Annotated in this window: 26 protein-coding genes; 6 read left to right on the forward strand and 20 right to left on the reverse strand. The window is 40.2% G+C overall.

Features of this window, described 5'->3' with window-relative positions; all coding sequences use genetic code 11:
• Positions 1–783 (forward strand): beta-1,4-N-acetylgalactosaminyltransferase (locus tag HDT10_RS09280; protein ID WP_290882665.1); only part of this gene is annotated, 783 nt, incomplete at its 5' end.
• Between the two features lie 360 nt (positions 784–1,143).
• Here the strand turns inward: HDT10_RS09280 and HDT10_RS09285 are convergent.
• The 5 genes from HDT10_RS09285 to HDT10_RS09305 all read right to left on the reverse strand — a co-directional run bounded on the left by HDT10_RS09285 (position 1,144) and on the right by HDT10_RS09305 (position 4,362).
• A complete protein-coding gene (locus tag HDT10_RS09285; RefSeq protein ID WP_290882668.1) occupies positions 1,144–1,914 on the reverse strand; it encodes an energy transducer TonB in 771 nt (256 codons plus the stop codon).
• A complete protein-coding gene (locus HDT10_RS09290; protein ID WP_290882671.1) occupies positions 1,901–2,431 on the reverse strand; it encodes a hypothetical protein in 531 nt (176 codons plus the stop codon). The genes HDT10_RS09285 and HDT10_RS09290 overlap by 14 nt, the downstream gene beginning before the upstream one ends.
• Positions 2,428–2,787, reverse strand: a complete 360-nt coding sequence (gene fliN / locus HDT10_RS09295) for a flagellar motor switch protein FliN (protein WP_290882674.1) — start codon at positions 2,785–2,787, stop codon at positions 2,428–2,430. Before fliN ends, HDT10_RS09290 begins: the two co-directional genes overlap by 4 nt.
• Positions 2,788–2,796: 9 nt before the next feature.
• Positions 2,797–3,210 carry a hypothetical protein gene (locus tag HDT10_RS09300; RefSeq protein ID WP_290882677.1) on the reverse strand — a complete coding sequence of 138 codons (414 nt, stop codon included), beginning with the start codon at positions 3,208–3,210 and terminating at the stop codon, positions 2,797–2,799.
• 162 nt (positions 3,211–3,372) lie between these two features.
• On the reverse strand, positions 3,373–4,362 hold the full coding sequence (locus HDT10_RS09305) for a cation transporter (RefSeq protein ID WP_290882681.1): 990 nt from the start codon (positions 4,360–4,362) through the stop codon (positions 3,373–3,375).
• Between the two features lie 251 nt (positions 4,363–4,613).
• On the opposite strand from HDT10_RS09305, the gene HDT10_RS09310 reads away from it, so the two are divergent.
• The 5 genes from HDT10_RS09310 (at position 4,614) to HDT10_RS09330 (ending at position 10,395) form a co-directional block, all read left to right on the forward strand.
• Positions 4,614–5,504 carry a phosphate ABC transporter substrate-binding protein gene (locus HDT10_RS09310; RefSeq protein ID WP_290882684.1) on the forward strand — a complete coding sequence of 297 codons (891 nt, stop codon included), beginning with the start codon at positions 4,614–4,616 and terminating at the stop codon, positions 5,502–5,504.
• The gene (locus HDT10_RS09315) at positions 5,501–6,343 is read left to right on the forward strand and encodes a PstC family ABC transporter permease (protein ID WP_290882687.1); all 843 of its coding nucleotides are present in this window, start codon (positions 5,501–5,503) and stop codon (positions 6,341–6,343) included. The genes HDT10_RS09310 and HDT10_RS09315 overlap by 4 nt, the downstream gene beginning before the upstream one ends.
• A gap of 9 nt (positions 6,344–6,352) precedes the next feature.
• Positions 6,353–7,243, forward strand: coding sequence for a PstA family ABC transporter permease (locus HDT10_RS09320; protein WP_290882690.1), 891 nt, complete (start codon positions 6,353–6,355; stop codon positions 7,241–7,243).
• Positions 7,221–7,979 (forward strand): phosphate ABC transporter ATP-binding protein, encoded by a 759-nt coding sequence (locus HDT10_RS09325; protein WP_290882693.1) that lies wholly within the window; start codon positions 7,221–7,223, stop codon positions 7,977–7,979. Before HDT10_RS09320 ends, HDT10_RS09325 begins: the two co-directional genes overlap by 23 nt.
• Positions 7,980–8,277: 298 nt before the next feature.
• Entirely contained in the window at positions 8,278–10,395 is a 2,118-nt protein-coding gene (locus HDT10_RS09330) for a methyl-accepting chemotaxis protein (protein WP_290882695.1), read from the forward strand.
• Positions 10,396–10,609: 214 nt separating this feature from the next.
• On the opposite strand, the gene HDT10_RS09335 is transcribed toward HDT10_RS09330, so the two are convergent.
• The 15 genes from HDT10_RS09335 to crcB all read right to left on the reverse strand — a co-directional run bounded on the left by HDT10_RS09335 (position 10,610) and on the right by crcB (position 25,202).
• Entirely contained in the window at positions 10,610–11,095 is a 486-nt protein-coding gene (locus tag HDT10_RS09335) for a hypothetical protein (protein WP_290882698.1), read from the reverse strand.
• Between the two features lie 9 nt (positions 11,096–11,104).
• Positions 11,105–11,248 carry a hypothetical protein gene (locus HDT10_RS09340; protein WP_290882701.1) on the reverse strand — a complete coding sequence of 48 codons (144 nt, stop codon included), beginning with the start codon at positions 11,246–11,248 and terminating at the stop codon, positions 11,105–11,107.
• A gap of 140 nt (positions 11,249–11,388) precedes the next feature.
• Positions 11,389–13,605 (reverse strand): endonuclease MutS2, encoded by a 2,217-nt coding sequence (locus HDT10_RS09345; RefSeq protein ID WP_290882704.1) that lies wholly within the window; start codon positions 13,603–13,605, stop codon positions 11,389–11,391.
• The gene (locus tag HDT10_RS09350) at positions 13,589–13,966 is read right to left on the reverse strand and encodes a hypothetical protein (RefSeq protein ID WP_290882707.1); all 378 of its coding nucleotides are present in this window, start codon (positions 13,964–13,966) and stop codon (positions 13,589–13,591) included. Before HDT10_RS09350 ends, HDT10_RS09345 begins: the two co-directional genes overlap by 17 nt.
• On the reverse strand, positions 13,966–15,306 hold the full coding sequence (gene murC / locus HDT10_RS09355; RefSeq protein WP_290882709.1) for a UDP-N-acetylmuramate--L-alanine ligase: 1,341 nt from the start codon (positions 15,304–15,306) through the stop codon (positions 13,966–13,968). The genes HDT10_RS09350 and murC overlap by 1 nt, the downstream gene beginning before the upstream one ends.
• On the reverse strand, positions 15,297–16,439 hold the full coding sequence (locus HDT10_RS09360) for a succinyldiaminopimelate transaminase (RefSeq protein WP_290882710.1): 1,143 nt from the start codon (positions 16,437–16,439) through the stop codon (positions 15,297–15,299). The genes murC and HDT10_RS09360 overlap by 10 nt, the downstream gene beginning before the upstream one ends.
• A 2-nt stretch (positions 16,440–16,441) precedes the next feature.
• Positions 16,442–18,121: a DEAD/DEAH box helicase gene (locus HDT10_RS09365; protein ID WP_290882712.1), complete on the reverse strand. Its 1,680-nt coding sequence runs from the start codon at positions 18,119–18,121 to the stop codon at positions 16,442–16,444.
• A 52-nt stretch (positions 18,122–18,173) separates the two neighbouring features.
• Positions 18,174–19,643 carry a hypothetical protein gene (locus HDT10_RS09370; RefSeq protein WP_290882713.1) on the reverse strand — a complete coding sequence of 490 codons (1,470 nt, stop codon included), beginning with the start codon at positions 19,641–19,643 and terminating at the stop codon, positions 18,174–18,176.
• A 2-nt stretch (positions 19,644–19,645) separates the two neighbouring features.
• Complete coding sequence (locus HDT10_RS09375) at positions 19,646–20,359, reverse strand: lysophospholipid acyltransferase family protein (RefSeq protein WP_290882715.1); 714 nt, start codon at positions 20,357–20,359, stop codon at positions 19,646–19,648.
• Entirely contained in the window at positions 20,343–21,749 is a 1,407-nt protein-coding gene (locus HDT10_RS09380) for an SH3 domain-containing protein (protein WP_290882717.1), read from the reverse strand. The genes HDT10_RS09375 and HDT10_RS09380 overlap by 17 nt, the downstream gene beginning before the upstream one ends.
• Positions 21,746–22,402: a phosphoribosylformylglycinamidine synthase subunit PurQ gene (gene purQ / locus HDT10_RS09385; RefSeq protein ID WP_290882720.1), complete on the reverse strand. Its 657-nt coding sequence runs from the start codon at positions 22,400–22,402 to the stop codon at positions 21,746–21,748. The genes HDT10_RS09380 and purQ overlap by 4 nt, the downstream gene beginning before the upstream one ends.
• Before the next feature lies 1 nt (position 22,403).
• Entirely contained in the window at positions 22,404–22,640 is a 237-nt protein-coding gene (purS, locus tag HDT10_RS09390; RefSeq protein ID WP_290882723.1) for a phosphoribosylformylglycinamidine synthase subunit PurS, read from the reverse strand.
• Between the two features lie 8 nt (positions 22,641–22,648).
• A complete protein-coding gene (gene purC, locus HDT10_RS09395) occupies positions 22,649–23,365 on the reverse strand; it encodes a phosphoribosylaminoimidazolesuccinocarboxamide synthase (protein WP_290882726.1) in 717 nt (238 codons plus the stop codon).
• A gap of 11 nt (positions 23,366–23,376) precedes the next feature.
• A complete protein-coding gene (locus tag HDT10_RS09400; protein ID WP_290882728.1) occupies positions 23,377–24,669 on the reverse strand; it encodes a S41 family peptidase in 1,293 nt (430 codons plus the stop codon).
• Positions 24,670–24,806: 137 nt separating this feature from the next.
• Complete coding sequence (gene crcB / locus HDT10_RS09405; protein ID WP_290882731.1) at positions 24,807–25,202, reverse strand: fluoride efflux transporter CrcB; 396 nt, start codon at positions 25,200–25,202, stop codon at positions 24,807–24,809.
• Between the last annotated feature and the right edge of the window lie 9 nt (positions 25,203–25,211).

The raw sequence follows: 25,211 nt of genomic DNA on the forward strand, positions 1-25,211 counted from the left end.
GCAAGTTTGGATTCCATTTTGCCCGCAATCCAAAGAGGGGTGATTGGTTACAATGATTGCGATGATGGAAGCGAGGAGATTATTTTAGAATTTTGCAAATCTTATCCTAGCTTTATCCCCATCAAATATCCTCACAATGTAATTTTTCAATCTCCTGTGAAAGAAGAAAATAAGTTCTACACTTATTATAATTATATAGTTTCTTATATACCAAATGATGAATGGTTTATTAAAGTTGATGTAGATCACATTTATGATGCCAAAAAACTCTATAAATCTTTCTATCTCCTCAAGCAAAACGATATTTTAGCTCTCTCTCGGATAGATTGCTTCATAGAAAATGACCGCGTGTATCTTATCAACTCATCAAAGGGATTCTATATGAGGGCTGGAGACCAAACAATGAGAAAGGTAGATAGATACAATTATGAAAGAATTGTTCCTCTTGATGCTTCACTCCAACTCAAACACCACGATTCCTTAATCATCGGCAATCCCACTGCACAACAAAAAGCAATTATGCAAAAAGGCTATCTTTCTTATGAGGGCAAGAAAGATTCTCCTTATAGGAAAGTGTGTCGCTCTGAACTCTGCCACTATCACTTCCCTGCTGTTAAAGCATCAAGAATGAGAGAGGAATATTTATCTAAACGGGGAGGAACGATTCTCCTGCAAGACTTTATCAAAACCAAAGATTGTCCTATTGATACAGAAATAGACCCAGAAATGCTAAATGAAGGGCACATTCTAGCACTTTATAGCAGATTTGATTTGGATAGATAATGACAAGTTGGCTTCTATTGTGAGGGATAAGAGAAACGAATGACGAAGCAATCTATAATAATGCGCTTCATAAATTAAACAATGGAATTTTAAAAGTTATTGGCGAGATTCTAAATTATAGATTGCTTCGGGCAAGCCCTCGCAATGACAAAATAGTAAAATTGCAGGTTGATAAGATTATGGATTGCTTCGTCCTTGAAGCCCTCGCAATGACGGGAAGCCAAAGCGTCTGCCACTGCGTCATTGTGAGACTTCGTAGAAGTCGTGGCAATCTATAATTTTGTATAGATTAAGTTTATTATGGAATCTTTAATGTGCTTGCAATGACTGAAGCACTTGGCTTTCCGCAATGGTAAAGGCTTAATATATCCGATACATTACCCGAATCCGAATCTTAGTTTTCACGCTTGGATAAGGATAGTCTTTATAAGCGATTCTAATCGTCCGCACACTATTATCATCTAGCAGGGTAAAACCACTTGGCGTGAGAAGTTTTAAGTCTGATATATCGCCGTTGGGATACAAATAAAACTCCACGATATTATCACCTTGCTGCCCCATTTTACCCGCAATTGCAGGATATTTTAAATATTTTTGTGTGATACGTCCGATTCCGCTTAAATTATCCCTGATAAACTGCCTCTGTTCCGCATCAAGTGAGCCAAATTCCTCACCATAAAGGTCTTTTATCTCTTGATTGGACATATCCTTGCCAAAGTCATAGATTGAAGGACTTTGTGGCGCATTCATTGCACTTTGAGCTTGTGGCTTTGCGAGGCTCTGCGCTAGCGATTGATTTGAGGATTGGGGAGTCTGCCTTGCCGGTTGTTTAGATTGTGCGGGTTTGGACTTGGCAGTTTTAGTGGGCTGCCTTTGCGTCTGTGTCTTTGGGGATTCTTTTGCTTGTGGAGGTGTTTTTGTCGTTGAATCAGGCTTTGGAGTTTGTTTTATCTCCCCCTCTCCACCTTGTGAGAATCTAAAGTGCTTTAGGCTGACACGTTCTCCCTCTTGTGTCCCCATACGCGGAGGGTGATAAAAGTCATCTGTGCGCCATTCCCACAAAAAAAGCATAAGCAGAATCGTATGGATTGCTAACGACAAAAAAAGTGCAACAAAACTATTTCGTTTCACTCGGCAACTCTTGTTCCAATAATTCCTTAAACGATTCTTGCGCTTGATTTTGTTGCAATTCTATTTCCAAACTATAAGAATCAACCAACTGCGCACCATTAGGAGAAACAATCACCAAATACCGCTTCCCATAAGCTTCAAATACAACCAACTTGCTATGGAATCCCAATGTCGTGATAGACTGCACCTGCACTGCGCTTGAGAGATTCTTTTTATCAAACAACGCACCCAATACGCTAGATTGGGCGCATTTGACTTGGGGAGTATTCAGGCGTGTTTTGACATACCACAAAAACAACAAAAGCCCGACTAAAATTAAAATTACGCCAAAATACTGCAATAGATTGATATTTTCAAGAGGAGATTTTCCCATTTCAAAGGCAAATTCCGAATGAGAATCTGGCTTCATTCCCTGCAACAATGGCTCTGCTGTATGTGTATTTTTATAGGCTTCATCGGCAGCAAGGATTCCGCCCCACAAGTACAACCCGCACAAAAGTGCAAAAACCACTTTCATACCGTGCCGATACTCTCTCTTGTCAAATAATAAACAATCGCATTAGAATCCAAGATTTCATTGACACGAATCGCTAGGTTTTTCTCATATACCATTACCTCGCCCTTGCCAATAATACGTCCATTAATGTAGATTTCCACGCTCTCACCTGCGGGTTTTTGAAGGTCAATGATAGAACCCTTTTCAAAGCGCAAAATATCTAATAAGGGCACTTTTGTAGAGCCAAGCTCGGATTTGAAAATCACGCCCATATCCAAAAGCCCGCTATAATTGTGCATAATCCCGTCTAAATATCGCGCTAAATCCTCTTGTTTAGGAGCTTGGATTTTGGCTAATGTAAATTCATCTGCTGGCATTCTTTCCCTTTACCTGTGCAAAAATAGTGAGCACGGCGCGCCCTCAAGCGTGAAATTCAAATGATTGTATTGCTTGTCTTGAAATTCACCATAGCCAAACACGCGTGGAGTATTGATATTGAAACTCTTTTCTTCTTTGATTGCAATCACCTTGCTTAATCCAATCGTTAAATTGGCTAACTCTTGTGAGAGGTCTTGCAAAGTCAAATCATCTTTTGCGTGTTCTCCAAATAATCCAAACGACAAAATATTCAAAAATTCTTTAGAGCTTACAAAAGTAACCGTACCCTTAGTATCATCACCAAAGATAAGATCAATGCTAGAGATATAACCGCGTAAAAGCTTATCATTGCAACGCGTGGGTGTTTTCTCAAGCGTATCTTGTATGGCTTGGATAAATGCCTTTTCAATGATTCCTTTCATAAAAATGACCTTAAATTTAAGTTAAACAAAATTAATGAATCATTATAGCCAAACTTTATTTATTTTTGCTGTAAATTCTGCTTTTTGAAAAAATTTTATTTCTCTTATTCTTTGACTTGATTGCATTGTGTTACTATTTATAACTTCGCTGCCATCATAATATCATAACCATTTCGGATTTGCTGTAAAGCTCACAAGCAGCCAAATCTTATAACTTGGAATCTCAAGGGATTGTTCAATCTTATTGCGAATCATATCCATTTCACTAATGCTTATCCTTGCGTTTGCGTCTGTGATAAGGAGATTGACCTCAATCATAAAGAATCTCCCGCTTTTAGCCACGTGCGTATCATAATCCGCAAACCCATACTCCGCACTTAGAGATTCCATAACCTCTGTGATTTTATCGTCTAGCTCTTTGGGTGCAATCATCATCAAATCCTTTAGATTTGCGATACAAATCCCTAAAGGCGTCCAAGCCAAAGATATGCTTAAAAACACAAGCAGAATCGGGTCAATATAGCGCGTCAAGGGCTCTTGTTGCTCGGGGTCAAACCACACAATCATTCCAAAAGCAAGCAATGCACCCAAATAAAGCACGCAGTCAATTTTCCATTCCACATTATCTACGCCAATTAGCTCGGAATCAAGACTTTTAGCAAAAAAACGCGTATAGGCAAAAATACCAAAACACAGCACAAAGGCACAAAAAGTATAAACGACTGCACCATTGATTTGCAGTGTATAGCCCCCGCCCAAAATATCCCTTATCCCTCCAATCAAGGCATAAATACACACGATAAGCAGAATCAGGCTTTTAAAGAGATTCACCATAGGCTCAAAACGTACATAACCATATTGGAAAACATCATCATCTTCACGATAAATAAAGCGCGAGGTAATCACGCTTAACAACCCCAAACCTACCGAAACAAGAGCGATGATTCCATCAAAGACAATGGCAGAGCTCTTAAAGCTCAAGCCAAAGGCGATTCCTAAAACCGCCAATAACAACGCGCTATACATAGAAATCTTTAACACAAATTGCTCTTGATGATTCTCCGCTAGTAAGGGCTGCACGACTTGCAAAGGCTGGGAAGCGTTTTGACGCACTTTTCTACCATAGTTGTTTGTTGGAATCTTTAGCTTCATTCATCTACCTAGAATTTTACGCAAGATTATAACGCATTTTTATAATTTACAAGAATCGCCAAACACATCTTAATCCTTACGAGATTCCATATTATAAAATCGTGGCAATCCATAATGCTACACTTTAAATAAATCAAGCAATGACAAAAAGTCAAGCCCCATTAATTTAAATTTTATTTAACCAATATTAATACATTTTAAAGACATTTTTGCTACGATTGCGCTTTTAAACTTCACAAAAAGGACAAATTATGCTAAAAGTTTCTACACTTTTATCTGCTTCAGTTTTGTTGCTCACATTTGGCGCATTTGCCGGTTGTGGATCTAATAATTCTAAAGATTCTGCAGAATCTCACAATGCTAATCCCGCTGCAAGCACTGCATTAGGAGTGTTTGCCAATCAAAGTGGCAAGATTGACATTGCTGGCGGCACGGCGCATATTCCCGTGATGAAAAAGGCAGCAGAAGCGATTATGGCATCTAATCCTCAAATCACGATTACCATTACAGGAGGCGGCACAGGTGCTGGAATCACAAAGGCTGGCGAGGGCTTGGCGGATATTGGCAACACTGGACGCGCATTAAAGCCACAAGAAATTGAGAAATACAACCTCATCTCTTTCCCTTTTGCTGTTGATGGCGTTGCGATTGCTGTGCATAAAGAAAATCCTCTATCTAATCTCACGAAAGAACAAGCAAGCCAAATCTTCAGTGGTGCAGTCAAAAATTGGAGTGAGCTCGGAGGCAATGAGGGTGTAATCAATCTCTATGTCCGCGAAGATGGTAGCGGCACACGCGATACCTTTGAGGGCAGAGGCTTAAACAAAGGCACAGAGATTCCACAATCCGCAAATGTCGTTAGCTCCAATGGCGCGATGAAAATTGCGATTGCACAAGATAAAAATGCGATTGGTTATGTCGGAATCGGACATTTAGATGATAGCATTAAAGGAATCGCATTTGAGGGCGTTACACCTACTCAAGAAAAGACAAAAGAGGGCACATATCAAATCAGCAGACTTTTGTATATGAACACAAAAGGCGAGCCACAAGGGCTTACAAAACTCTTTATAGATTATATCTATTCTGAAGATGGCGCAAAATTCATTGAGCAATCAGGCTATATTCCACTTCCAAAATGAAACTAGTCGCAACACTTGCGACACTTATAGCATTGAGTGGTATTTGCCTACTCTTTATCGTGATTGGGGGATTTGGGCTACAAACGCTCGCTTCTAATCCCGGCTTGACTTTGCACTTTAGTTGGAATCCCAAAGCAAATGAATTTGGGGTTTTGACAATGCTTGTCAATTCACTCATTCTAAGCTTTAGCACTTTGCTTGTCGCATTTCCATTGGCATTAGGAATCGCTTGTTGGTTGATTTTGCCAACAAAGTCCAAAGTTGGCAAGATTTTGCAGGGCTATTTAAGCTTTCTCGTGCGCCTTATGGGCTCTATTCCAACCGTTCTTTATGCGTTTGGCGCATTGTTCTTGCTCGTGCCCATTTTACGAGAAACTTTTGGAGGGAGCGGGCGGAATCTTTTAGCCTGCATTTGCGTTCTAAGTTTCGTTGTCCTGCCTACAATGGTTTTGCTCCTAGAATCAGGACTTAAAAAGCCCTTTATCCACCAGCATTTCAATGCACTTGCGCTCGGAATGCGTAGCTTTGAAACTCTATCCTTTATCGTGATTCCAAAGGCTAAAGGCGTGCTTCTTGGGGCATTCTTGCTCGGCTTTGGGAGAGCCTTTGGCGATACGATGATTGCGCTAATGCTTTCCTCCAATGCACTGACTTTTGCAACCTCACTTCTTGACCCTTTGCGTGTTTTGAGCGCACACATTGCGTTAATTACCGCTAATGAAGCCATTGGAGATGCGTATAATGCGCTGTTTGTTTCTGGATTCTTGCTCATTGTCGTCAATGCGCTCTTGGCTCTTCTTGCGCGTGGAATTTTGCATAAAAATTCCGCTACCATTTAGGAATCCTAAATGAAACGCAAAATCGCAAATGCTCTTTATCTTTTAAGCCTTTGGGGGACGCTTTGCGTTGCTTTAGCCGTTTTGTCCCTTTTGTTTTGGGTATTATGGCGCGGATTTTCGGTATTAGACCTACGATTATTTTTTGGCAATACACAACCCTTGCTTGCGCTTTTGGGCAAAGCCGCCGTGTTTAATGGGATTTTCCCTGCCATTGTAGGCACTCTGTGGCTTGTTATCCTAAGTCTCTTACTCGCCATTGCGCCCGGAATTGGTTGCGGAATCTATCTTAGCTTTTATGCAAGTCCTTTTCAAAAATGGCTCTTAAACACAATGGTGGATATTCTCGCGGGGATTCCGTCTGTGATTATGGGGCTCTTTGGGTTTTTAAGCATTCTATGGCTCAAGAATCACTTTTTACCGGAGGCGAATAGTTGCCTACTGCTAGCGGCTGCTTGTCTCGCGTTGCTCGTCTTACCTACCTTGATTGCCACGACAAAAGAAGCACTCTTATCTGTCCCGCAAGATTTAATGCTCAATGCCCGCGCACTCGGCTTGCAAAAGGGCACGATTCTATGGTATTTCTTGCTTCCTGAAGCGAGGAATGGAATCCTAAGCGGCGCAATCTTGGCACTTGGCAGAGTCGCGGAAGATACGGCAGTAGTAATGTTTGTCGGAGCAGTTGCGAATGCGGGCTTGCCCAATGGATTGTTTGGGAGGTTTGAATCCCTCTCATTCTATATTTACTACAATTCGCAAAACTATCAAACGCAACTAGAATTACAAAACGCAATGGGAGCAAGTTTAGTGCTGCTTGGCTTGTGCGGATTCTTATTGCTTCTAGGAGTGTTTTTGAAAAGAATCTCAAAAAGGAAATTGAATGTCTTGCAGTCTCAAAATTGAAAATTTGGGCGTTGCTTTTGGGAAAAAGCAAATTTTCTCCGGGCTTAATTTAGAGATTCAACGATATGGAATCTTTACGCTTCTTGGGCATTCTGGTTGTGGCAAAAGCACATTTTTGCGCTGCATTAATCGCCTCGTAGAGGAAATGGGCGGGGAGATTTTAGGGGAGATTTATGCGGATTTGCCTCTTAAGGCAGAATCCCAAACGATGACGAATGTTAAAGGGATTCCTTTGGAGCTTTTGCGCAAAAACATTGGTATGCTTTTTCAAGCACCACAACCCTTTAATCTAAGCATTGAAAAGAATCTAAGCTTGCCTCTCTCACTCTTGACAAACCTAGACAAACACGGCATTGAAGAGCGTGTCTGCGCATCTTTGCAACAAGTGGGGCTTTGGGAGACTTTCAAGAATCGCTTAAGAGAAAATGCCCTGCGTCTCTCTGGGGGAGAGCAGCAAAGATTGCTTTTGGCACGCATTTTGAGCCTAGAGCCACAAATTTTACTTTTAGATGAGCCCACGAGCGCGCTAGATTTGCATTCCCAACGCGTGATTGAAGAGCTTTTCGTGGAGCTTGCACGCACGCACACCCTTGTGATGGTTTCGCACAACATTGACCAAGCCTTAAGAATCGCGGATTCTTTAGGAATTATGCAGGTTCAAGATGGCAGAGGCAGAATCCTAGAAATGCCAAAGGATAAAGAAACATTGGAATCCGCTTTAGAAGTTTCACTATAACTTCTTAAAGTCCGATATGATAGATTGCCACGATTCCGCAAGTGAAATCTCGCTTTGTTCTTGCGAGAAAATACAAAATTTTCGTGGCAATCCATAATGCAGAATCTCACAATTTCTCAATGAAAATAAAGCATAAAGACAAGCAACAAAAATAGTGGGGAAAAACCAAACTGCAAAAATTCTAAAACCTAAATAATCCCTCCTTATAACTCATTAATTAATTTATTAATTTTTAAAATTATTATGTGTAAAATACGCATTTTTTATCAAAATCCATAAGTTAAGGAGAGTTGGGAAAATGGGATTTTTAAACAATCTTAAACTGCAAACCAAATTAGTTGGTGCTGTGGGGACAATTTTCGTGATTAGTATTGTTGTTCTAAGCGTGATTGTTTCAATGCGTATCAGCGCAAACATAGAAAGAAACACTCAAGCAATCATCTCGCGTTCTGCCATTGGCGATATGCACTACATTGAGGGAATGCTAGAGGAATTGACTTCTGTTACACAAGCAGGCGCAAAAATCTTAAATGGTATGTTTGAAATGACAGATATTCAAGCAATGGATTTGCAAAGATTAGAGAATGTCTTAACAAGCATTTTTGATAGTTCCTTGTATGCGGATTATGGGTTTTTATATCTCCAAAATGCCCCTACATACTACAAAAACGACCCTATCTATCTCACAGAAAGTGGCGAATTTATGATGCTATTGTTTGATTCAGACACAGAAAAAATGGGTGGTGTCTCACGTAAAAAACCTAGAGATTCTATGATAACAGGAATGTCAAGCATTCAAAGACCACTTAAAGAGGGCAAATATGGAACTGATGAAGTTTTCTTTGGGAATGTGAGGGTTTATAAGATTGAACAAGACGAATTTGTCGGATTTGGTATCGGTGCGCCTATCTTTGACCGCCACAAAAGAGTGATTGGTGCATTCGGATTCGTCATTAATAGCCAACACTCTATACTTGGATTCCTCAACAACAAACAAGCAATCACTTATAAGGGAGAGCTCAAATTCTTAACAAGCTCTGATGGAACAATCATTGCCTGCCCAAGAGATGAATTACTACTCAAAAATCTTTCAGACGTCAATAAAAGCGAAGGGGCTCAAGCCGTCATTAGGGCAATCCAAAACAAACAATCTACCAACTTAGAATACACAACTACAACGGGAGTAGATACCTTTGCAAGCATACAGAGTTTCTCTTCTAAGGGTGGGTTTGCGGACTTTTCTCTAGTAGTAGCGATTCCAGAAGACACGATGCTTGCTCCTTTGCGTAATTTGCTCTTCACCATTGCGATTACTTCCTTAGTGTTGATTGCAATTGCAATGCTTTTGCTTTATATTTATGTCAAGAGAAACATTGGTGGTCGCTTGCCAATCCTTGTCAATACCCTCAACTCGTTCTTTAAATTCATCAACCACGAGAGCAAAGATGTTCATTTCATCAATATCAGAGCCAACGATGAATTAGGGATTATGGGTAGATTGATTAATGAAAATATCAAGCGCACACAAGAATCTCTAAAAATTGATGCAGAAGCAATTGAACAATCTGCTGAAACAGCCAAAGCAGTAAATAATGGTGATTTGACTGCAAGAATTGTTAAACAACCTGCCAACCCACAACTTGCAGAGCTCAAAGAAGTCTTGAATAATATGCTCAATGTGCTACAAGAAAAAATCGGAAGCAATATGAATGAGATTCATCGCGTCTTTGAATCTTATAAGGCTTTGGATTTCACAACAGAAGTTAAAGATGCAAAAGGAAGCGTAGAAGTAACGACGAACACTCTAGGAGAAGAGATTAAGAAAATGCTCAATGCAAGTGCGGGATTTGCAAAAGAACTTGCAGCACAATCTGCTGAACTAGAATCCTCTATGCAAAAACTAATGGAAGGCTCACAGGCTCAAGCAAGCTCCTTACAACAATCTGCCGCAGCAGTAGAGGAAATCAGCCAATCTATGGAAAATGTCAGCAATAAAACAAGCGATGCGACACGACAAGCAGAGGACATTAAAGGAATCGTGGGCGTGATTAAAGACATTGCAGACCAAACCAACTTGCTTGCGCTCAATGCCGCAATTGAAGCTGCAAGAGCTGGAGAACACGGAAGAGGATTCGCAGTTGTTGCCGATGAAGTTAGAAAACTAGCGGAACGAACAGGAAAATCACTCGGAGAAATTGAAGCCAATGTCAATGTGCTTGTCCAAAGCGTTAGCGAAATGAGTGAATCTATCAAAGAACAATCTCTAGGTATTTCACAAATCAATGAATCCATTGTCCAGCTAGAAGGCGTTACCAATGAAAATGTTGAAATCGCAAATGTTACCAATAACATTACAAAAAATGTCAATGGAATCACAAAAAACATCTTAGATGATGTGCATAAAAAGAAATTTTAATCCCTCCAAACTCTTTAGAATCGCAGCTTTGCGATTCTATCCTCCACAATACAAAGTCTTGTAAAAATTTTAGAAGTTATCGTTATGAGCAATCTTTCAAAATAAAAATCTCACCATTGCTTTGTGATTCTATTGTAGAATCTCATTGGTGTAAAATTATGGATTGCCATTCAAGTTTAAAGACTTGCTCGCAAGGACGATAGCCTCCCCTCCTTTAGCCCTTGATTCCTTGCAGAATCTCGCTTAAAGTGTCAATGGCTTGGGATTTTTCTGCTTCAAAGAGATATTGAGGCTTAGGACTCCAATGTCCAAATTTATCTAAATATCCACCCACATTTGGATAAGCCTCTAGCACACTAATTGATGATTCTAAGATTTTTTCCATTGTTTTTGGATTTGTTTCTCCAAACCATTGTCTTAAAATCTCAAAAGCTTTATCAGGCGTTCCATAAAGTCTCTCTGATTCTATTGTGGCTACTTTCCCTAAGCCTGCAAGAACCATAAGATTGCCTTTCAAATCCAAAATGTCCCAGAATCGTTGTAGGGATTCCTCTTGTACCTCTTTCTCCCCTATACCATTAGCTTGATTGCTTTGCATAGACAAAAGCATATCAAAGGAAGTTGCGTTTTCTTGTGGCTTTTGTATTGTTTGATATGCGAGAGAAGTTTCTCGCATAATGGGGTTTGTGCTGATTTGCATAGGAACTACTTAATATAAATACTTGTGCTCATTGTGGGACCAACTTCTTGTCATTTTCTCTTTGCCCTCTGTGGTATAGTTGCTATCTGTTGCAAATGCGATTCCGCAACTTAAAACACTTGCGAGTGCAAGACTGAATAATTTTCTTGTCATTTTGACTCTTAAAATTAAAATATGTAGAATCTCAAGCAAAAAGTATTCCTTATTATTGGTTGGATTTGCATTTGGTTAGGTTATGGATTGTTACAACTTGATAAATCAAGTCTAGCAATGACGACATTTAGCTTTTGTTGTTAGAGTTTGACGATTTTCGCGCCAAATCCTCCGGCTTTGGGTGGGGCATCTGTGAAATCAACCACTTTTGGGTGGGATTTGAGAAAATCTCTCACCACGACAGAGAGCCTGCCTGTGCCGATTCCGTGATAAATCAGCACTTCATCAAAGCCCGCAATGAGACTATTGGAGATAAACTCCTCTAGCTTTTCTATCGCCTCATCAGCCCTCAATCCGTGCAAGTCTAGCACAACATTCGCATTTTGGGGTGTTTGGATTTGAAGCTTGGTTTGTGGGGGTTTGGGCGCATTGCCATAGGGCTTAATCTCCTTTTTTGACACTTCTAGCTTGATTCCGTCTTCTAGCTCAATACGCACTTTGTCTTTATGCAGGCTCAAAATTGTCCCACGATGGTGGCGGTATTTGATAGGTTCGCCGACTTCAAAGGTTCGCGTTTCTTGTGTAGGTTGTGATGTGCTAGAGTTGATGTGTTGGGCTGCATTTAGTAGCTTGTTTGCAAAACTGATTTGGCGGTGAATGGCTTGCGGGGATTGCTCTTTGATTGCCGCTTTGGCGGCGTTAATTGCTTCTATATAAGCAGATTCTAACTCCTTTTGACGCTTTAAGAGTGCTTGTTCTAAGGCTTCTTCTCTATCTCTTAAGTGGGTAATCTTTTGTTCTAAAGTCGCGCTTTTTTGTTCGGCTCTTGCAATCTCGCTTTGTAGCTTCATCTCCAGCCTAGAAGAGTTTTCAATCAGCGCATTGAGTTTTTCTTTGTCCTCTCCATAGAGGGTTTTTGCCTCATTGACGAGGGATTTTGGGATTCCATAACGCAAGGCGGTTTCAAAGGCATAGGACTTGCCAATCGTTCCGCTTAGGAAGCTAAAGGTTGGCATTTCGCGTTCCTCATCAAAGAGGGCGGCGAGTAGTTGCACGCGAGAATCCCCAGCCATAAGGGCAGCAAGTCGTTTATGGTGTGTCGTGATGATGATTTTGCTTCCTCTTAGCATTAGATTCTCCAAGAGCACTTTAAACAAGCTTGCCGCCTCATCGCTATCCGTGCCAAGCTCTATTTCGTCTATGCCAATTAACCCTTCCTTTTCTCTAAGGATTTGGCTAAATTGTAGCATTCTACCGCCAAAAGTAGAAATGTCATTTTTGCTATTTTGTGGGTCTTCTAAGATGAGGTTTAAAGCCTTAAAATTGCCAATGCTAGATTTGTGGGCATTGATAGGCAGAGGGATTAAATGCTTTGCCAAAAAAGCCGCACTCAAAATAGATTTTAAAAGCATCGTTTTCCCGCCCGCATTGACACCTGTTATCATCAAGATTTGTTCTTTGAAGTTAAGACTAATGGATTTGGGATTCTTTAAGGCGGGGTGGCGAAATTCGTTTAAAATTATCGCAGAATCATTGGGCTTGGGGGATAAAAATTCCAAATCCTTAGAGCGAGCGAAGTTTAATCTTGCTTGATAGTTATCAAAGCGGTCAAACTCTTTGTTTAGAAACTTCAAAAATAAGAAATGTTTGTTAAAGAAGCTAGAGATTTCGCGTGCGATGTTGAAAAGCTGTTCTTCTTTTTTGTTATTGAGTTCATTATAGCGGTCTTTGAGATTGGCGATACTTTGGGGTAAGACATAAAAAAATCCACTCGCGGAACGTTGGAGAATCTGTCCTTTTAAAATATGGTGGAATCCCGCCTTTAAGAGCAAGCATTCCTCGTCATTGATTAAGTGGATTTGCCTATCCACTAGGTAAGGGTTTAGTTTGTTTTGGTTGAGAATTTGATTTAAGAGATGTGAAATTTCCTTTTTGATTCTCTCAATTCCCGCATTGATAGAATCTAGCTCCAAATAAATGCCACTTTTGAGATTGCCATTTTCTAAAAAGGATTTGGAGATTTCTAAAATCGTATCGGGAATTAGGATTTGGCTAAACCATTCTCCCAAAATCCCCTCGCACTTTAAGCTTTTTAGATAATGAAAATAGCGGATAATCTTTACAAATTCAAAGATTTCATCTAGCTTTAAATAGCCAAATTTTTTGAGAAGTGCAAGCTGTGAATCTAAGTTTTGGACGGGTTTTGGAGGAGTGAAATCAAGCGTTTCTAGTGCCTGAATGTAGCGTAAGTGGATTTTGCTATCTCCTTGTAAAAATAATTCCTTTGGACGCGCCAAAAAACCTTCAAAGATTCGGAAAAAATCCCCCAAATCTAATTGTTTAATAAGATTCTGCATTCTTTAACTTACAAGCCTTTAATGGAATCGTCTTGCGGTGGTAGTCGCTATTTTCTTTGCCCATTAAGGTAAGCGTGCCGCTGATGAAATTAAAAGAGTCTCTACTCGCTTCAATGCTTTGTGTGCCGACTTGACAAACAAGAACTTTGCCTTGTAAGAAAAACTGCGCTAAGTCATTGATTGTGTCCTCTCGCCTTTCTTGAAAAAATGTAAAGATTCCAATTCCCACTGCAACGATAAGAAGAAAAACCCCAAAATATACACGCGTTTTGCGGTGGATAATATCAAACTTAGAAAGAATTTGCGCCAAAAAGGCTAAGAGCGCAATCACTAAGATAAAGAGAATCCAAAAACGTACCATTAGATTCCGCCTCTTAGCGCATAGGTGAGATTGCCCGCATTGAAGCCGACAATGATTCCACTATCTAGGCATTCTAGGGTTTGATTATTTTGCTCTAATAAGAGCGTCCCTCCCTCGCGCACGATAGAATCTGCAAAGATAGGCTGGTATCTGGCAAAAAGATTTTTAAAGTCAATCGGGATTTCAGGTTCTCCTACTGCATAAACGGGCAAAATCACTAATTTATCCACCCCCTTAAAACACTCTACAAAGCCCTGTAAATTGTCTGCAATGCGTGAATATTTATGAGGCTGCCAAATCGCAGTGAGTGGCTGAATATGCGTGAGTTCTTGATATTTTTTCAAGGCTTTAATAGTGGCTGAAATTTCTGTGGGGTGGTGTGCGTAATCATCAATAATCACGCAAGGGTCTTGGGAGAGAATGTCAAATCTCTTTTTGATTCCACAATAGTCTTGAATATTCTTTGCAATCTCTTCTAAGGGGAGAATCTGTGCAGCGGCTAAGATAGCCAAAGACGCATCAATCGCAATGTGTTCGCCTAATCCATAAACGCTAAATTTACCATAATCTTTGTTTCCACATACAAGATGAAATCGTGTTTTGGGGATTCCTTGTTCGGTAACATAGCTGATTTCGCGTAAATCTTGGCTGGGATAAAATTTAATGCAAGGATTGCCTAGATTCTCTAAAGAGCCCAAAAAGGAATCCTCCGCATTAATCACACAGATTTTAGCAAGCTTTAAAAAATTCTCATAAGCTTGATGAAATTGTGTTAAGTCGTGGGCATAAGTCTCCATATGCTCTGGTTCTGCATTTGTAACAATGGCATAGGCGGGATTGCATTCTAGGAAGCTTTTATCGGATTCATCGGCTTCAAATACGACACGATTGCTTTTAAGCGCGCGCGTATTAGAGTGAAATTCTTTGCTTTCTGCGCCGATGAGTGCGCTTGCGTCTTTTAGAATCGCACTCAAAATAGCAGTCGTTGTGCTTTTGCCGTGTGCGCCTGCAATCGCAAAGACTTCTTTATCTCCTAAAATCATCTTAAGGGATTCCTTGCGAGAGAGCACAGGGATTCCTTGACGATGTGCTTCTTGCACCTCAATATTGTCGGGCTTGATGATTGCAGAATGAATCACCAAGTCTTGCCCACAAATCGCTTCTTTTGCGTGTGGAATGCTGACTTGGATTCCCATTTGCTTTAACTCTTTGGTTACGCAACCCTCTGCAATGTCTGAACCGCTTACCTCTGCGCCTTGTGCAAGCAAGAACTTCGCAAGCGCAGAGATTCCAATCCCGCCAATCCCGATAAAATGAATTTTTTTAACCCCTAAAGCCACTTTTGCAACCTTAAAAGCGCGTCTTTGATGATAGATTCCTCATAAACTAGAGCAAGGCGCACGAAATTCTTACCGGGATTCTCCCCTCTTTCATCTAGTCTTGATAAGAAGCTACCCGGCAAGACTAAAATGTTTTCTTTCTGGAGGAGATTCTTTGTCCATTCCAAATCATTGCCTACGGGCAGCCACACATAAAAAGTCTCGCTTGGAATGCGTAGATTTGGGATTTTAGCCCCTAGAATCTCTCGGGCTAATTGTAGGTTTTTAGCGTATTGCGTGCGCGAAAATTCTGTGTGTGTCTCCTCGCTCCAAGCAAACGTGGCGGCGGCTTGTAGGGGCAAGGGAGAGGCACACCCTACATAGGTGCGATATTGCGCGTAAGGCTTGAGGATTGTGGAATCCCCCGCGATAAATCCACTCCTTAAGCCCGGCGCGGAAGAGCGTTTGGAGATAGAATTAAGGGCTAATACATTTTTGAAGCTGGGATTCCCAACCTCTAAGCTAGCCTGCAAGACAGAAGCGGGTCTTTGATGGCTGTAAATCTCGCTATAACACTCATCGTTAAGGAGTAAAAAGTCGTATTCAAGAGCGTCTTTTACCCATTGCTTTAGCTCCTCTAGGCTCATCGTAGCCCCTGTGGGATTATTAGGGGAGTTGAGAATCACCAAATCGCAAGCGTGCATTTGCTCTTTTGTGAGGCTGGGCTTAAAGTCGTTTTGGGCGGTGAGATTCATATAAATGCTTCTTGCCCTTGAAGCAATCGCTGCTCCCTCATAAATCTGATAAAAAGGATTGGGGTGTGCTAGCGTGGGATTTTGTTTGTCAAAAAGATAGAATTGTGGGAAGTTAAAGAGCACTTCGCGCGTGCCAAAGGTTGGGATTAACTCATTAGGCTTTAATGCTACATTGAATCGACGTTTAAGAAAGCCTAGCATAGAATCTTTTAAGGATTCTTCCCCCGCAGTTTTGGGATATTTGTTTAGCGATTCCACATTTTCACACAAGGCTTGGCAAATGCTCTTTGGAGTGTCAAATTGTGGTTCGCCAATGGTTAGAGAAATGCGCTTACCACTCGTTGAGATTCCACAAATGAGCGAATTTAGCTTTTCAAAAGGATAGGGCTGAAACTCCATTTCTACTTCCTATTGTGATTTTTGGTGTTTTTGGATTTGGAATTTTTTGATGGTTTAACCGAGCGGCGATTTTTTTGTTGCGGTTTTTTATGTGATTCTTTATGAAATTCTTGAAAATTCCAATCCTCGTTATCCTGCTTGCTTCTTTGGCTTTTGGCAGAGGGATTCCAATGTTTGCCCCCACGCGATGGATTGTTTTTTGCATTATTTCTACTATTGGTTGATTTTTTGAATCCGCCCTCTAGCTGCATTTGTAGATTTTTGAGGTCATCTTTGTTTAGCCCGATTTTGTTTGGTCCTAAGACTTTGGAATCTTGTAGCACGATAGAGAGAAGCTTACAGACTAATTGCGTCATATCTGCGTGGGAGCGGATTTGCTCATAAAGGCGCAAAGCCTCATCGCTAATCGTGTGTTTTAGGATTCTATCTAGCAGATTGGAATCTTGTTTATCCATTGTGTCTTGAATGTCTGGAATCTCATAGAGTTCAATGCTTGCTTTGGTGTTTTCTTTGATTCTTCTAATTTCTTTAAACTCTAAGGGTGTAGCAAGTGTAATAGCGATTCCCTTTTTGCCCGCTCTGCCTGTGCGCCCAATGCGATGAACATAGGATTCTGGATTGAGCGGAATATGGAAATTAAACACGTGGCTTACTCCGCTAATATCCAAGCCGCGCGCGGCAATATCAGTAGCGACAAGGATATTAGTGCTAGCATTCTTGAAAGCATTGATAGACTTTACCCTCTCTCTTTGTTCCATATCTCCGTGTAATGCTCCGGCTTTGTAACCACGTGCAAGCAGACGCTCGGATAAAATGTCTGCTTCTTTTTTCATTCGCGTAAAAATAATCGCCTTGCTTGGCATTTCGCTATCAATCAAGCGCACAATCGCGTCTTCGCGTTCGCTCTCATTGATGATATAGTAACGTTGTGTAATGTCTTGATTGGTGGCATTTTCTGGTGTTACTTTGATGAGTTTTGGATTGTCAAGAATCTTTTGGGCTAAATGCTTAATCGGTGTGGGCATAGTCGCTGAAAATAGTAAAGTTTGGCGTGCATTAGAAAGATAAGTAAAAATCTCTTCTATGTCATCTAAGAATCCCATATCTAGCATTTCATCGGATTCGTCTAGCACGACAACGTTTGGAGAGAAGTTTTTGAGACGTTCGTTTCTTAAGTGGTCTAATAAACGACCGGGCGTTGCGATGATGATTTGAGGGGATTTCTCTAGCAATTCAAGCTGGCGGCGAATCGGTTGTCCGCCAAAAAGCGAGACGGTTTTGACTTTGCTGTATTTACCTAGCTTAAAGATTTCATCGCCAATTTGCATTGCAAGTTCTCGTGTAGGTGTTACGATTAATGCTTCAATCGTCCCATTATGTTTTAGGTTGTTGATTAAAGGCAAGCCAAAGGCGGCAGTTTTGCCTGTGCCTGTTTGTGCTTGGGCAATCACATCTAATCCATCTAAAATAATCGGAATTGTTTCTTGTTGGATTGGGCTAGGCTCGCTGAAACCGGCTTCTTTGATACCTCTTAGGAGGCTTTTTTTAAATCCAAAAGATTCAAACCCATTAGAATACCCCCAAGTATCGTTTGTATCTTGAGGAGCGAAGATTTTAGAATCCTTTGCTCTTCGTGTTTGTTTTTTGGTGGAAGATTTTTGTTGTTTTGTTGTTTTGTTCATTGCGTTACTTTTATGTAAATTCATTCGTGATTATAGCATTAAAACAAGTATATCACTCTAAAAAGCCGAAGCGATTCCCCGAAACATTCTTTGAAAGAATCTCAAAAGGTGTTTGCGCATTGGCTTTAAAGGCTTTTGCCTCTTTGATAAGCTCCTCTGGGTTTTCCCAAATATGTGTGCTATCAATATAGATTTTTTCAAAAGTGATTTCATTGATGAGCGAAAAATAGAGCGTGCGCTTATAGGCTGTTTTGACGGAATAAAGCTCATTTTCGCAGAGAATCTTAAGCTTGAGATTTGTGGATTCTTGCTCGTCTGTGGTTACGATGAGGAAATATTTTCTATGTTTTTTCTTGATTTTATCCACATAACGATAAAGCAGAGTGTCTAACTCGTTTAGGCGGTCTTTGTTGAGATGTTCTAAATATTGCTCAATAAAGTAAATCATTGTAGGCACGCGGTCATTGTTGGCACTTTTAAAAAAGTTTTTTTTCAGGGCTACGGATTTTAAAACTTTATGATAAATTTTTTCATTTAAAATCGTAATACAAATATCTAAACCGCTTTTGATTTTTTTGTAGATTCTTTCATAAGTTTTTTCATAAAGGTCTGTAAAGATTTTGAAGTAATATTCTTCAAATTGTTGTTTGAGTTGTAAAAGATGTTTGCAGAGATTGCTATTGTAGCTTTCAGTCTCTGTCATTTTTTGTAATTCTAGTCGCACTTTCTCTAGCTTTGCGGAGTTTTTTTCTAAATCTACTTTGGATTGGATTCTACGTTCAAGCAAGAGAATATCGTTTTTAAGCGCACTGATTCTTTTTTGACATAGATTGCTCGTGTCTTTTGCGTTGTTGATTGCTACAATCAAAGCTTGGTAGTGGCATTGTTGGGGCAAAAAATGCTCTTTGAATACATTTTCAATATTGACTTTTTGGTAACGCATAAGGTCAGAATAAGCAGATTCTAAACGCGTCATAATTCCGAGCTCTTCAATAAAATCATCTTTTGGAATTGTTTTGTCGCTATAAAGGAGATTGTCTAATGTCTTCGCGCTAAAACGTTTGAGATGTGCATAATCGTAGAGGTATTTATCTTTTGGCAAGTATAAGTCGTTTAAAAAGGCAATGGCGGAAAACTCTTGGTAAAAATATTTTTTTAGCGATTCCATAGGTTTTATATCCACGCGCACTTCTCTGATTTTTTGATAATCTGTTTGTTTGTAGATTTTTTGGACAATCGCATCGCGCTTGTTGCTTAGAAGCGTGTCTAGCTGTTCGTCTGTATCGTGATGCCAAAAGTCAGATTCTGAAATCATAGAATTGCTGAAGTCTTGAAATTTAGAGGCTTTGCAATCTGTAACCTGCCCTGCTTCATTGCAGCGAAACTCTACAAACATATCTACCGCTGGAATCACCTTTTTATCGTGCCAAGTCTCTTTGGTAAATTCAAAAAGTTTTCTTGATAAGTTAATGACCGCACCTTTGCCATTGCTGCTTAAATAACGAACGATTTTTCCGTGCATTGCTAACCTTTGGATTCTGTATAAAGAGTATTTTGAGATTCTAAATACATTTTAGAATATTCTGCTTGCATTTGTTCTTTTAGGGATTCAAACCATTGTTCTCCTTGTGGGGTAAAGGCGGGAAGATATTGAATGCTAAAAGGAGTGTTTTGAAATCTTAATGCGCCTACATCAAGGCATTTACGCGTGCCGCAAATGACAATAGGTTGGACTTTGAGATTGAAATGTTCAATCAAGAATTTTGCCCCACTTTTGAAGGGCAAAAACTTCTCCTCACCCTTGCTTCTTGTGCCTTCGGGAAAGATACACAAGGTGCGCCCACATTCTAGCCTATTTTTCGCTTCTTTTAGCAAAAATACAAGCTCCTTTTTGCTTTCGCGATTAATCAGAATCATTTTGGGGGCTTTGAGCGCGTGTCCATATAAAAAGGGCTTGCCAAGCTCTTTTTTGGCAATCCAACAAAGATTATTCGGGTGGATTGCCTCTAAATAAATCACGTCCATAAAACTTTGATGATTGAGTACTAAAATCTGCGCACTAGGGTCTAGCTCACCCTTAATATTTACCCGAACCCCAAAGAGTGCAAGGAAAATTTTTGCGGTGATTTGCCTTGCTTTGCGCTGTGCATTTTGGAAAAGATAAATAAACAAAATCATCAAAGGAATCACAAGGAGGGTATAAAGAATTGCGCTAAAGGCTCTAATTTTGGAGGTCATCACGTTTTACCCAGCCTATGCGGTCATCTTCTAAAAGCACTTTGTAGTAATTGCTTCTTTGTGCAAGAATCTCAACCCGCATTGGTTCTTGTGTTGTCAAAATAATTGTGGAATTAAAAGTCGGTTGGATTCTAAGAGAAACATTCGCTTTTAGGGTTGCGGAAGTTTTGAGTGTCAAGAAGTAAAGCAACATTCCAAGTGCAATCACGCCAAGCAACACAAAGATTAACTTTCTCTTGTAGAGATACAAGCCAAAAAATACAATGGCGAAAAAAACCATAGAGGCGATTTTGAAAAATTGATAATTATTTTTGGGCTTAATGTCGCTCTGTGTGCTCACTCTATCTTCAATCGCAATGTTTTCTACTTGTAATTCCGTGTATTTGGAGGTTTTGACATTAAAATAATCAAAACGAATCGTGTTCAAATCCTTTGGCACAATGGCATAATAAAACGCCACAGATTGTTTGTAGTCTCCACTTTTGCTTTCAATGCCTTGTTGTGTATAGGAAGCTAAATGAAAGTCAAATAAATTTCCCATTGTGCTTTGGAATTGAAAAACCGCCAAGTTGTTGTGCGTATCGTAGTTTGTGATTTTGGTATCCAAGATTCTTAAATCTTCGGCAAGCACTTGCGAAAAACTGCCTTTGCGGTCTAGCTTGATAGCGCGTCCGCTAATGCTTTGCGTGCTCTCTCCCGCCTCCCCCTCGCTTGTATTTACGCTGACTTTGACTTGAGGAATCGTATAGTTGGGCTGCTTGATTTTGAGGTAATAAGTGTTTCTTAAGCTAGAATCTTCCGCATTGAGACTCCAATTTTCGTTAGGGTTTAGAATCTCTACGCTTGCCTCTTGGACATTGTTTTCAAAGACAAATTCGGTTTTAATCGTAGAATAGTCCGTAAGCACGAGGAGTTTTAACTCTAAAGGAATGATTTGATGCACATATAAAATATCCAAAGGAGGATTGAGCATTTCTAAATAAACATTTTTTGCGAGGGAGTTGATAGGATAGGAATTTTCTGCTGGTTGGTCTAAAGTTTGGGATTCCGCACCTTGTGTTCCTATCAAAGTATTTTGTGTTGTAGGAGAATCTTGTGTCGTGAATGGATTAGCATTTGGGGTGTCATTAGGGTTGGATTGGTGTATTGGAGCAGGGTGAGGCTCTAGGGATTCCCCCTCCACATTTTCCTCTGCAATGGCATTGGGTAATGCTTGTTGGGAGGTTTCTAAATCTTGTGGATTGGAATACACTTCCATTGTTTCAGGGCTCTGTGGAAACATTCTTGTTTCACCACTGTGAGCGTCTTTCAAGCTTTCTTTGTCTGTATCTTGTGCGATTCCACAGATACACAATCCCAAGACGAATACTAATGGTGCAAAAATTTTCATAAAATTTCTAAAAATCCCTCTAGCATTTTTAAGCCAATGTCTTGCCCAAGTAGTTTTTCTATTGCGCGTTCGGGGTGGGGCATAAGTCCAAAAACATTTTTTTGTTTGTTGCAAATCCCCGCGATATTGCTTACCGAGCCATTGGGATTATGGACATATTCTAATAGAATTTGGTGCTGTGCCTTTAACTCTTGCAGCCCCACAGCGTCAATATAATAGTTTCCGTCCGCGTGGGCGATTGGAATCCTGACGATTTCATTTGGCTGGAATTTGCTCAAAAACACATTGTCATTATGAATGATTTTAAGGTCAGAATCTTTGGAGATGAAATGCAAGTTTTCATTGCGTTTCATTGCACCGGGCAATAATCCGCTCTCAAGCAGAATCTGGAATCCATTGCAGATTCCAAGCACATATCCTCCCTCTTTTGCAAAGTCTATTACCGCTTTCATAATCGGAGAGAATCGCGCAATCGCCCCGCTACGCAAATAATCCCCATAGCTAAATCCTCCGGGGATTACGACTAGCTTTGTCCCTTGCGGCAGGGAAGTTTCTTTGTGCCATACGATTTTGGTTGGCACATTAAGGAGCGAAAAGGCATATTCCATATCGTATTCGCAATTTGTTCCCAAAAATTGTAGAATCGCAACCATTTTATATCTTTATTGTATAATTTTCTATCACAGTGTTTGCTAGCAGAGTATCGCACATAGATTCTACTTCTTTTTGGATATTTGTTTTATCTTCTCCCGCAATTTCTAATGTAATGACTTTGCCTACTTGGACGCTTCCTATCCCTTGATAACCTAGCGATTCTAAGGCGTGGTGTATGGCTTTGCCTTGAGGGTCTAATACACCCTCTTTTAGTCCTACAATGACTTCTACTTTCATCACTTCCCCTAGCTTAAAATTCTTTTTAAAATTTCTTCATAAGCCATTTTGACATTACCTAAATCCTGTCTAAAGCGGTCTTTGTCTAGTTTTTCTTTGGTTTGCTTATCCCAAAATCTGCAAGAATCGGGTGTGATTTCATCAGCGACAAGAATCACCCCACTATTATCTACGCCAAACTCTAGCTTGAAATCTACCAAAATAAGATTCTTTTCGTCAAAAAACTTGCGTAAAACCTCATTGACTTTGCGTCCGATTTTGCGTAACTCATCTAACGTTTCTACGGATTTGACGCACTGAAGAATCAAGGCGTGTTCGTCATTGATGAGCGGGTCGCCAAGTGCATCGTCTTTGTAGTAAAACTCTACGAGTGTAAAGGGTAGAGGCTCTCCCTCTTTGATTCCTAGACGCTTGCTTAATGAGCCTGTGGCAACATTACGGACAACGACTTCAATAGGGACAATACGGACGCGTTTGCAGAGCATTAAATCTTCTCCTATCGTCTCTACATAGTGCGTTTTGATTCCGTTGCTTTCTAGCAGTTTAAAGATTTCGGTAGAGATTTTGCAATTAAGAATCCCTTTGCCTTGCTCGCTTCCTCTTTTTTCGGCATTAAAGGCGGTTAAATCGTCTTTAAATTGAGAAATGACTAAATTCTCATCACTTGTTTTATAGAGCTTTTTGCCTTTGCCCTCATACATCAATTCTTTTTGTGTTGCTTGCATTTTTACTCCTTTTATAGAACTTTAAAGACTTTTAGCACATCAATGGCACTTTTAAGCTGAATGTCTTGTAGCACTTGTTTGTGCGTAATGGTATTTTTGGAATCCTTTGCCTTTTTGTCTTTGCTCGTTTCAACCTTTGCGAGCTCGCCCTCTAGGTGTTTTTGCAAATCGGCTTCCTTGATACTAAATCCACTATTTTCGTCTGGCACGATACCCGGAGCGACTTCAATGTCTGGCGTTACGCCTACGGCTTGAATCGTACGCCCACTTGGCAAGTAATAGCGGGCAATCGTGAGGCGCAAAGCTTCTTTTTTTTCTGTGGGTAGAATCACCTGTACGCTTCCTTTGCCAAATGTGCCCTCACCGACTAATACACCGCGCTTATTGTCTTGAATTGCACCCGCGACAATCTCACTCGCGCTCGCGCTTCCGTTATTGACTAATACAACAAGCGGGATTGTGGCATAAGGCGTGCGGTTGGTCGCACGATAAACGATATTTTCGTCTTTGATTCTGCCTTTTTGGGAAACAATGATTCCTTGTTTGATAAACAAATCACTTAATTCTACGGCTTGATTTAGCAATCCGCCCGGATTGTTGCGCAAGTCTAATACGATTCCCTCAATATTTTTGAATTTCTTTAGCTCTTCCTCTACGCGTTTGCTGACATTTTTGTCAAAGGAAGTTACGCGCAAATAGACATAATTGCTCTCTTCAATGCCTTTTGCATAGACGGATTCTACTTTGATATTGTCGCGCACAATGTCAAATACAAGGGGTTTTGGCTCGTTTTTGCGCACAATAGTTAATTGGACTTTTGTATTGGGCTTGCCACGCATTCTATTGACAGCCTCATCAATGCTCATATTTAAGGTGCTTTCTTCATTGATTTTTAGGATAATATCACCGCTTTTTAAGCCTGCTCTATCGCCCGGTGTGCCTTCAATCGGGGCGATAATCGTCAATGCGCTGTCTTTTAGGGAGATTGTGATTCCAATCCCTCCAAACTGTCCATCGGTTTGGATTTTTAAGTCTTCAAACTTTTTTTCATCTAAATAAGCAGAGTGCGCGTCTAGGTTTGAGAGTAGCCCATCAATCGCCTTATCCACGATTTCGTTAAGACTTAATTCATCTACATAATATTTTTCTACCGTGCCAATAACTTTGCGTAATTTATTATAAGCATCTAGTCTTGATTCGTCTTCTGCGAGTGCAAGATTTTGAAAAATCGCAACAAGCAAGAAACCCGCAAGAAAATTCACCAAGGAAACAGGAAAGATTCTTTTAAATTGAAATTGTTTCATCAAACCAACCTAAAGTAAAGTTTAAATGCACAATTGTAGCGCATTCTTATTAAAGCCAGAATAAAATAAGTAAATCTCAATAAAATCTTTATTGTTGATTCCACTTGCGTCATTGCAAGACCAAAATCACAGGCTATCTAGTGGCTTTTAAAGGCTTGAAAAGTAGCTAAACCACAACTCGCCATAAAAATTAAACCAAAAGTATGCAAAAGGATATGCAGGCAGAAAAGAGTGTATTGAGAGCGTCTAAGTAACTCCAAAGATTCCATACTAAAGGAACTAAAAGTTGTAAAACCTCCCAAAAATCCCACAATCACAAAGAGTTTTAAGCTTTCATTTGCGTGATAATGAAGCAATAGAGAGCTTAGGAGTCCAATGCAATATCCCCCGATAAGATTGACACATAATGTGCCAAGTGATAAATTTTGGAAATAAGGAAATTGTTGTGATAAATATATAAAGATTTTTTGAATCAACCACCGCAAAGTTGTTCCCAATGCACCCCCGCTAGCGACTATTAAAAAGGAACACATCACACCTCC

Source organism: Helicobacter sp. (genome assembly GCF_014799995.1).
Classification (GTDB): Bacteria; Campylobacterota; Campylobacteria; order Campylobacterales; family Helicobacteraceae; genus Helicobacter_D.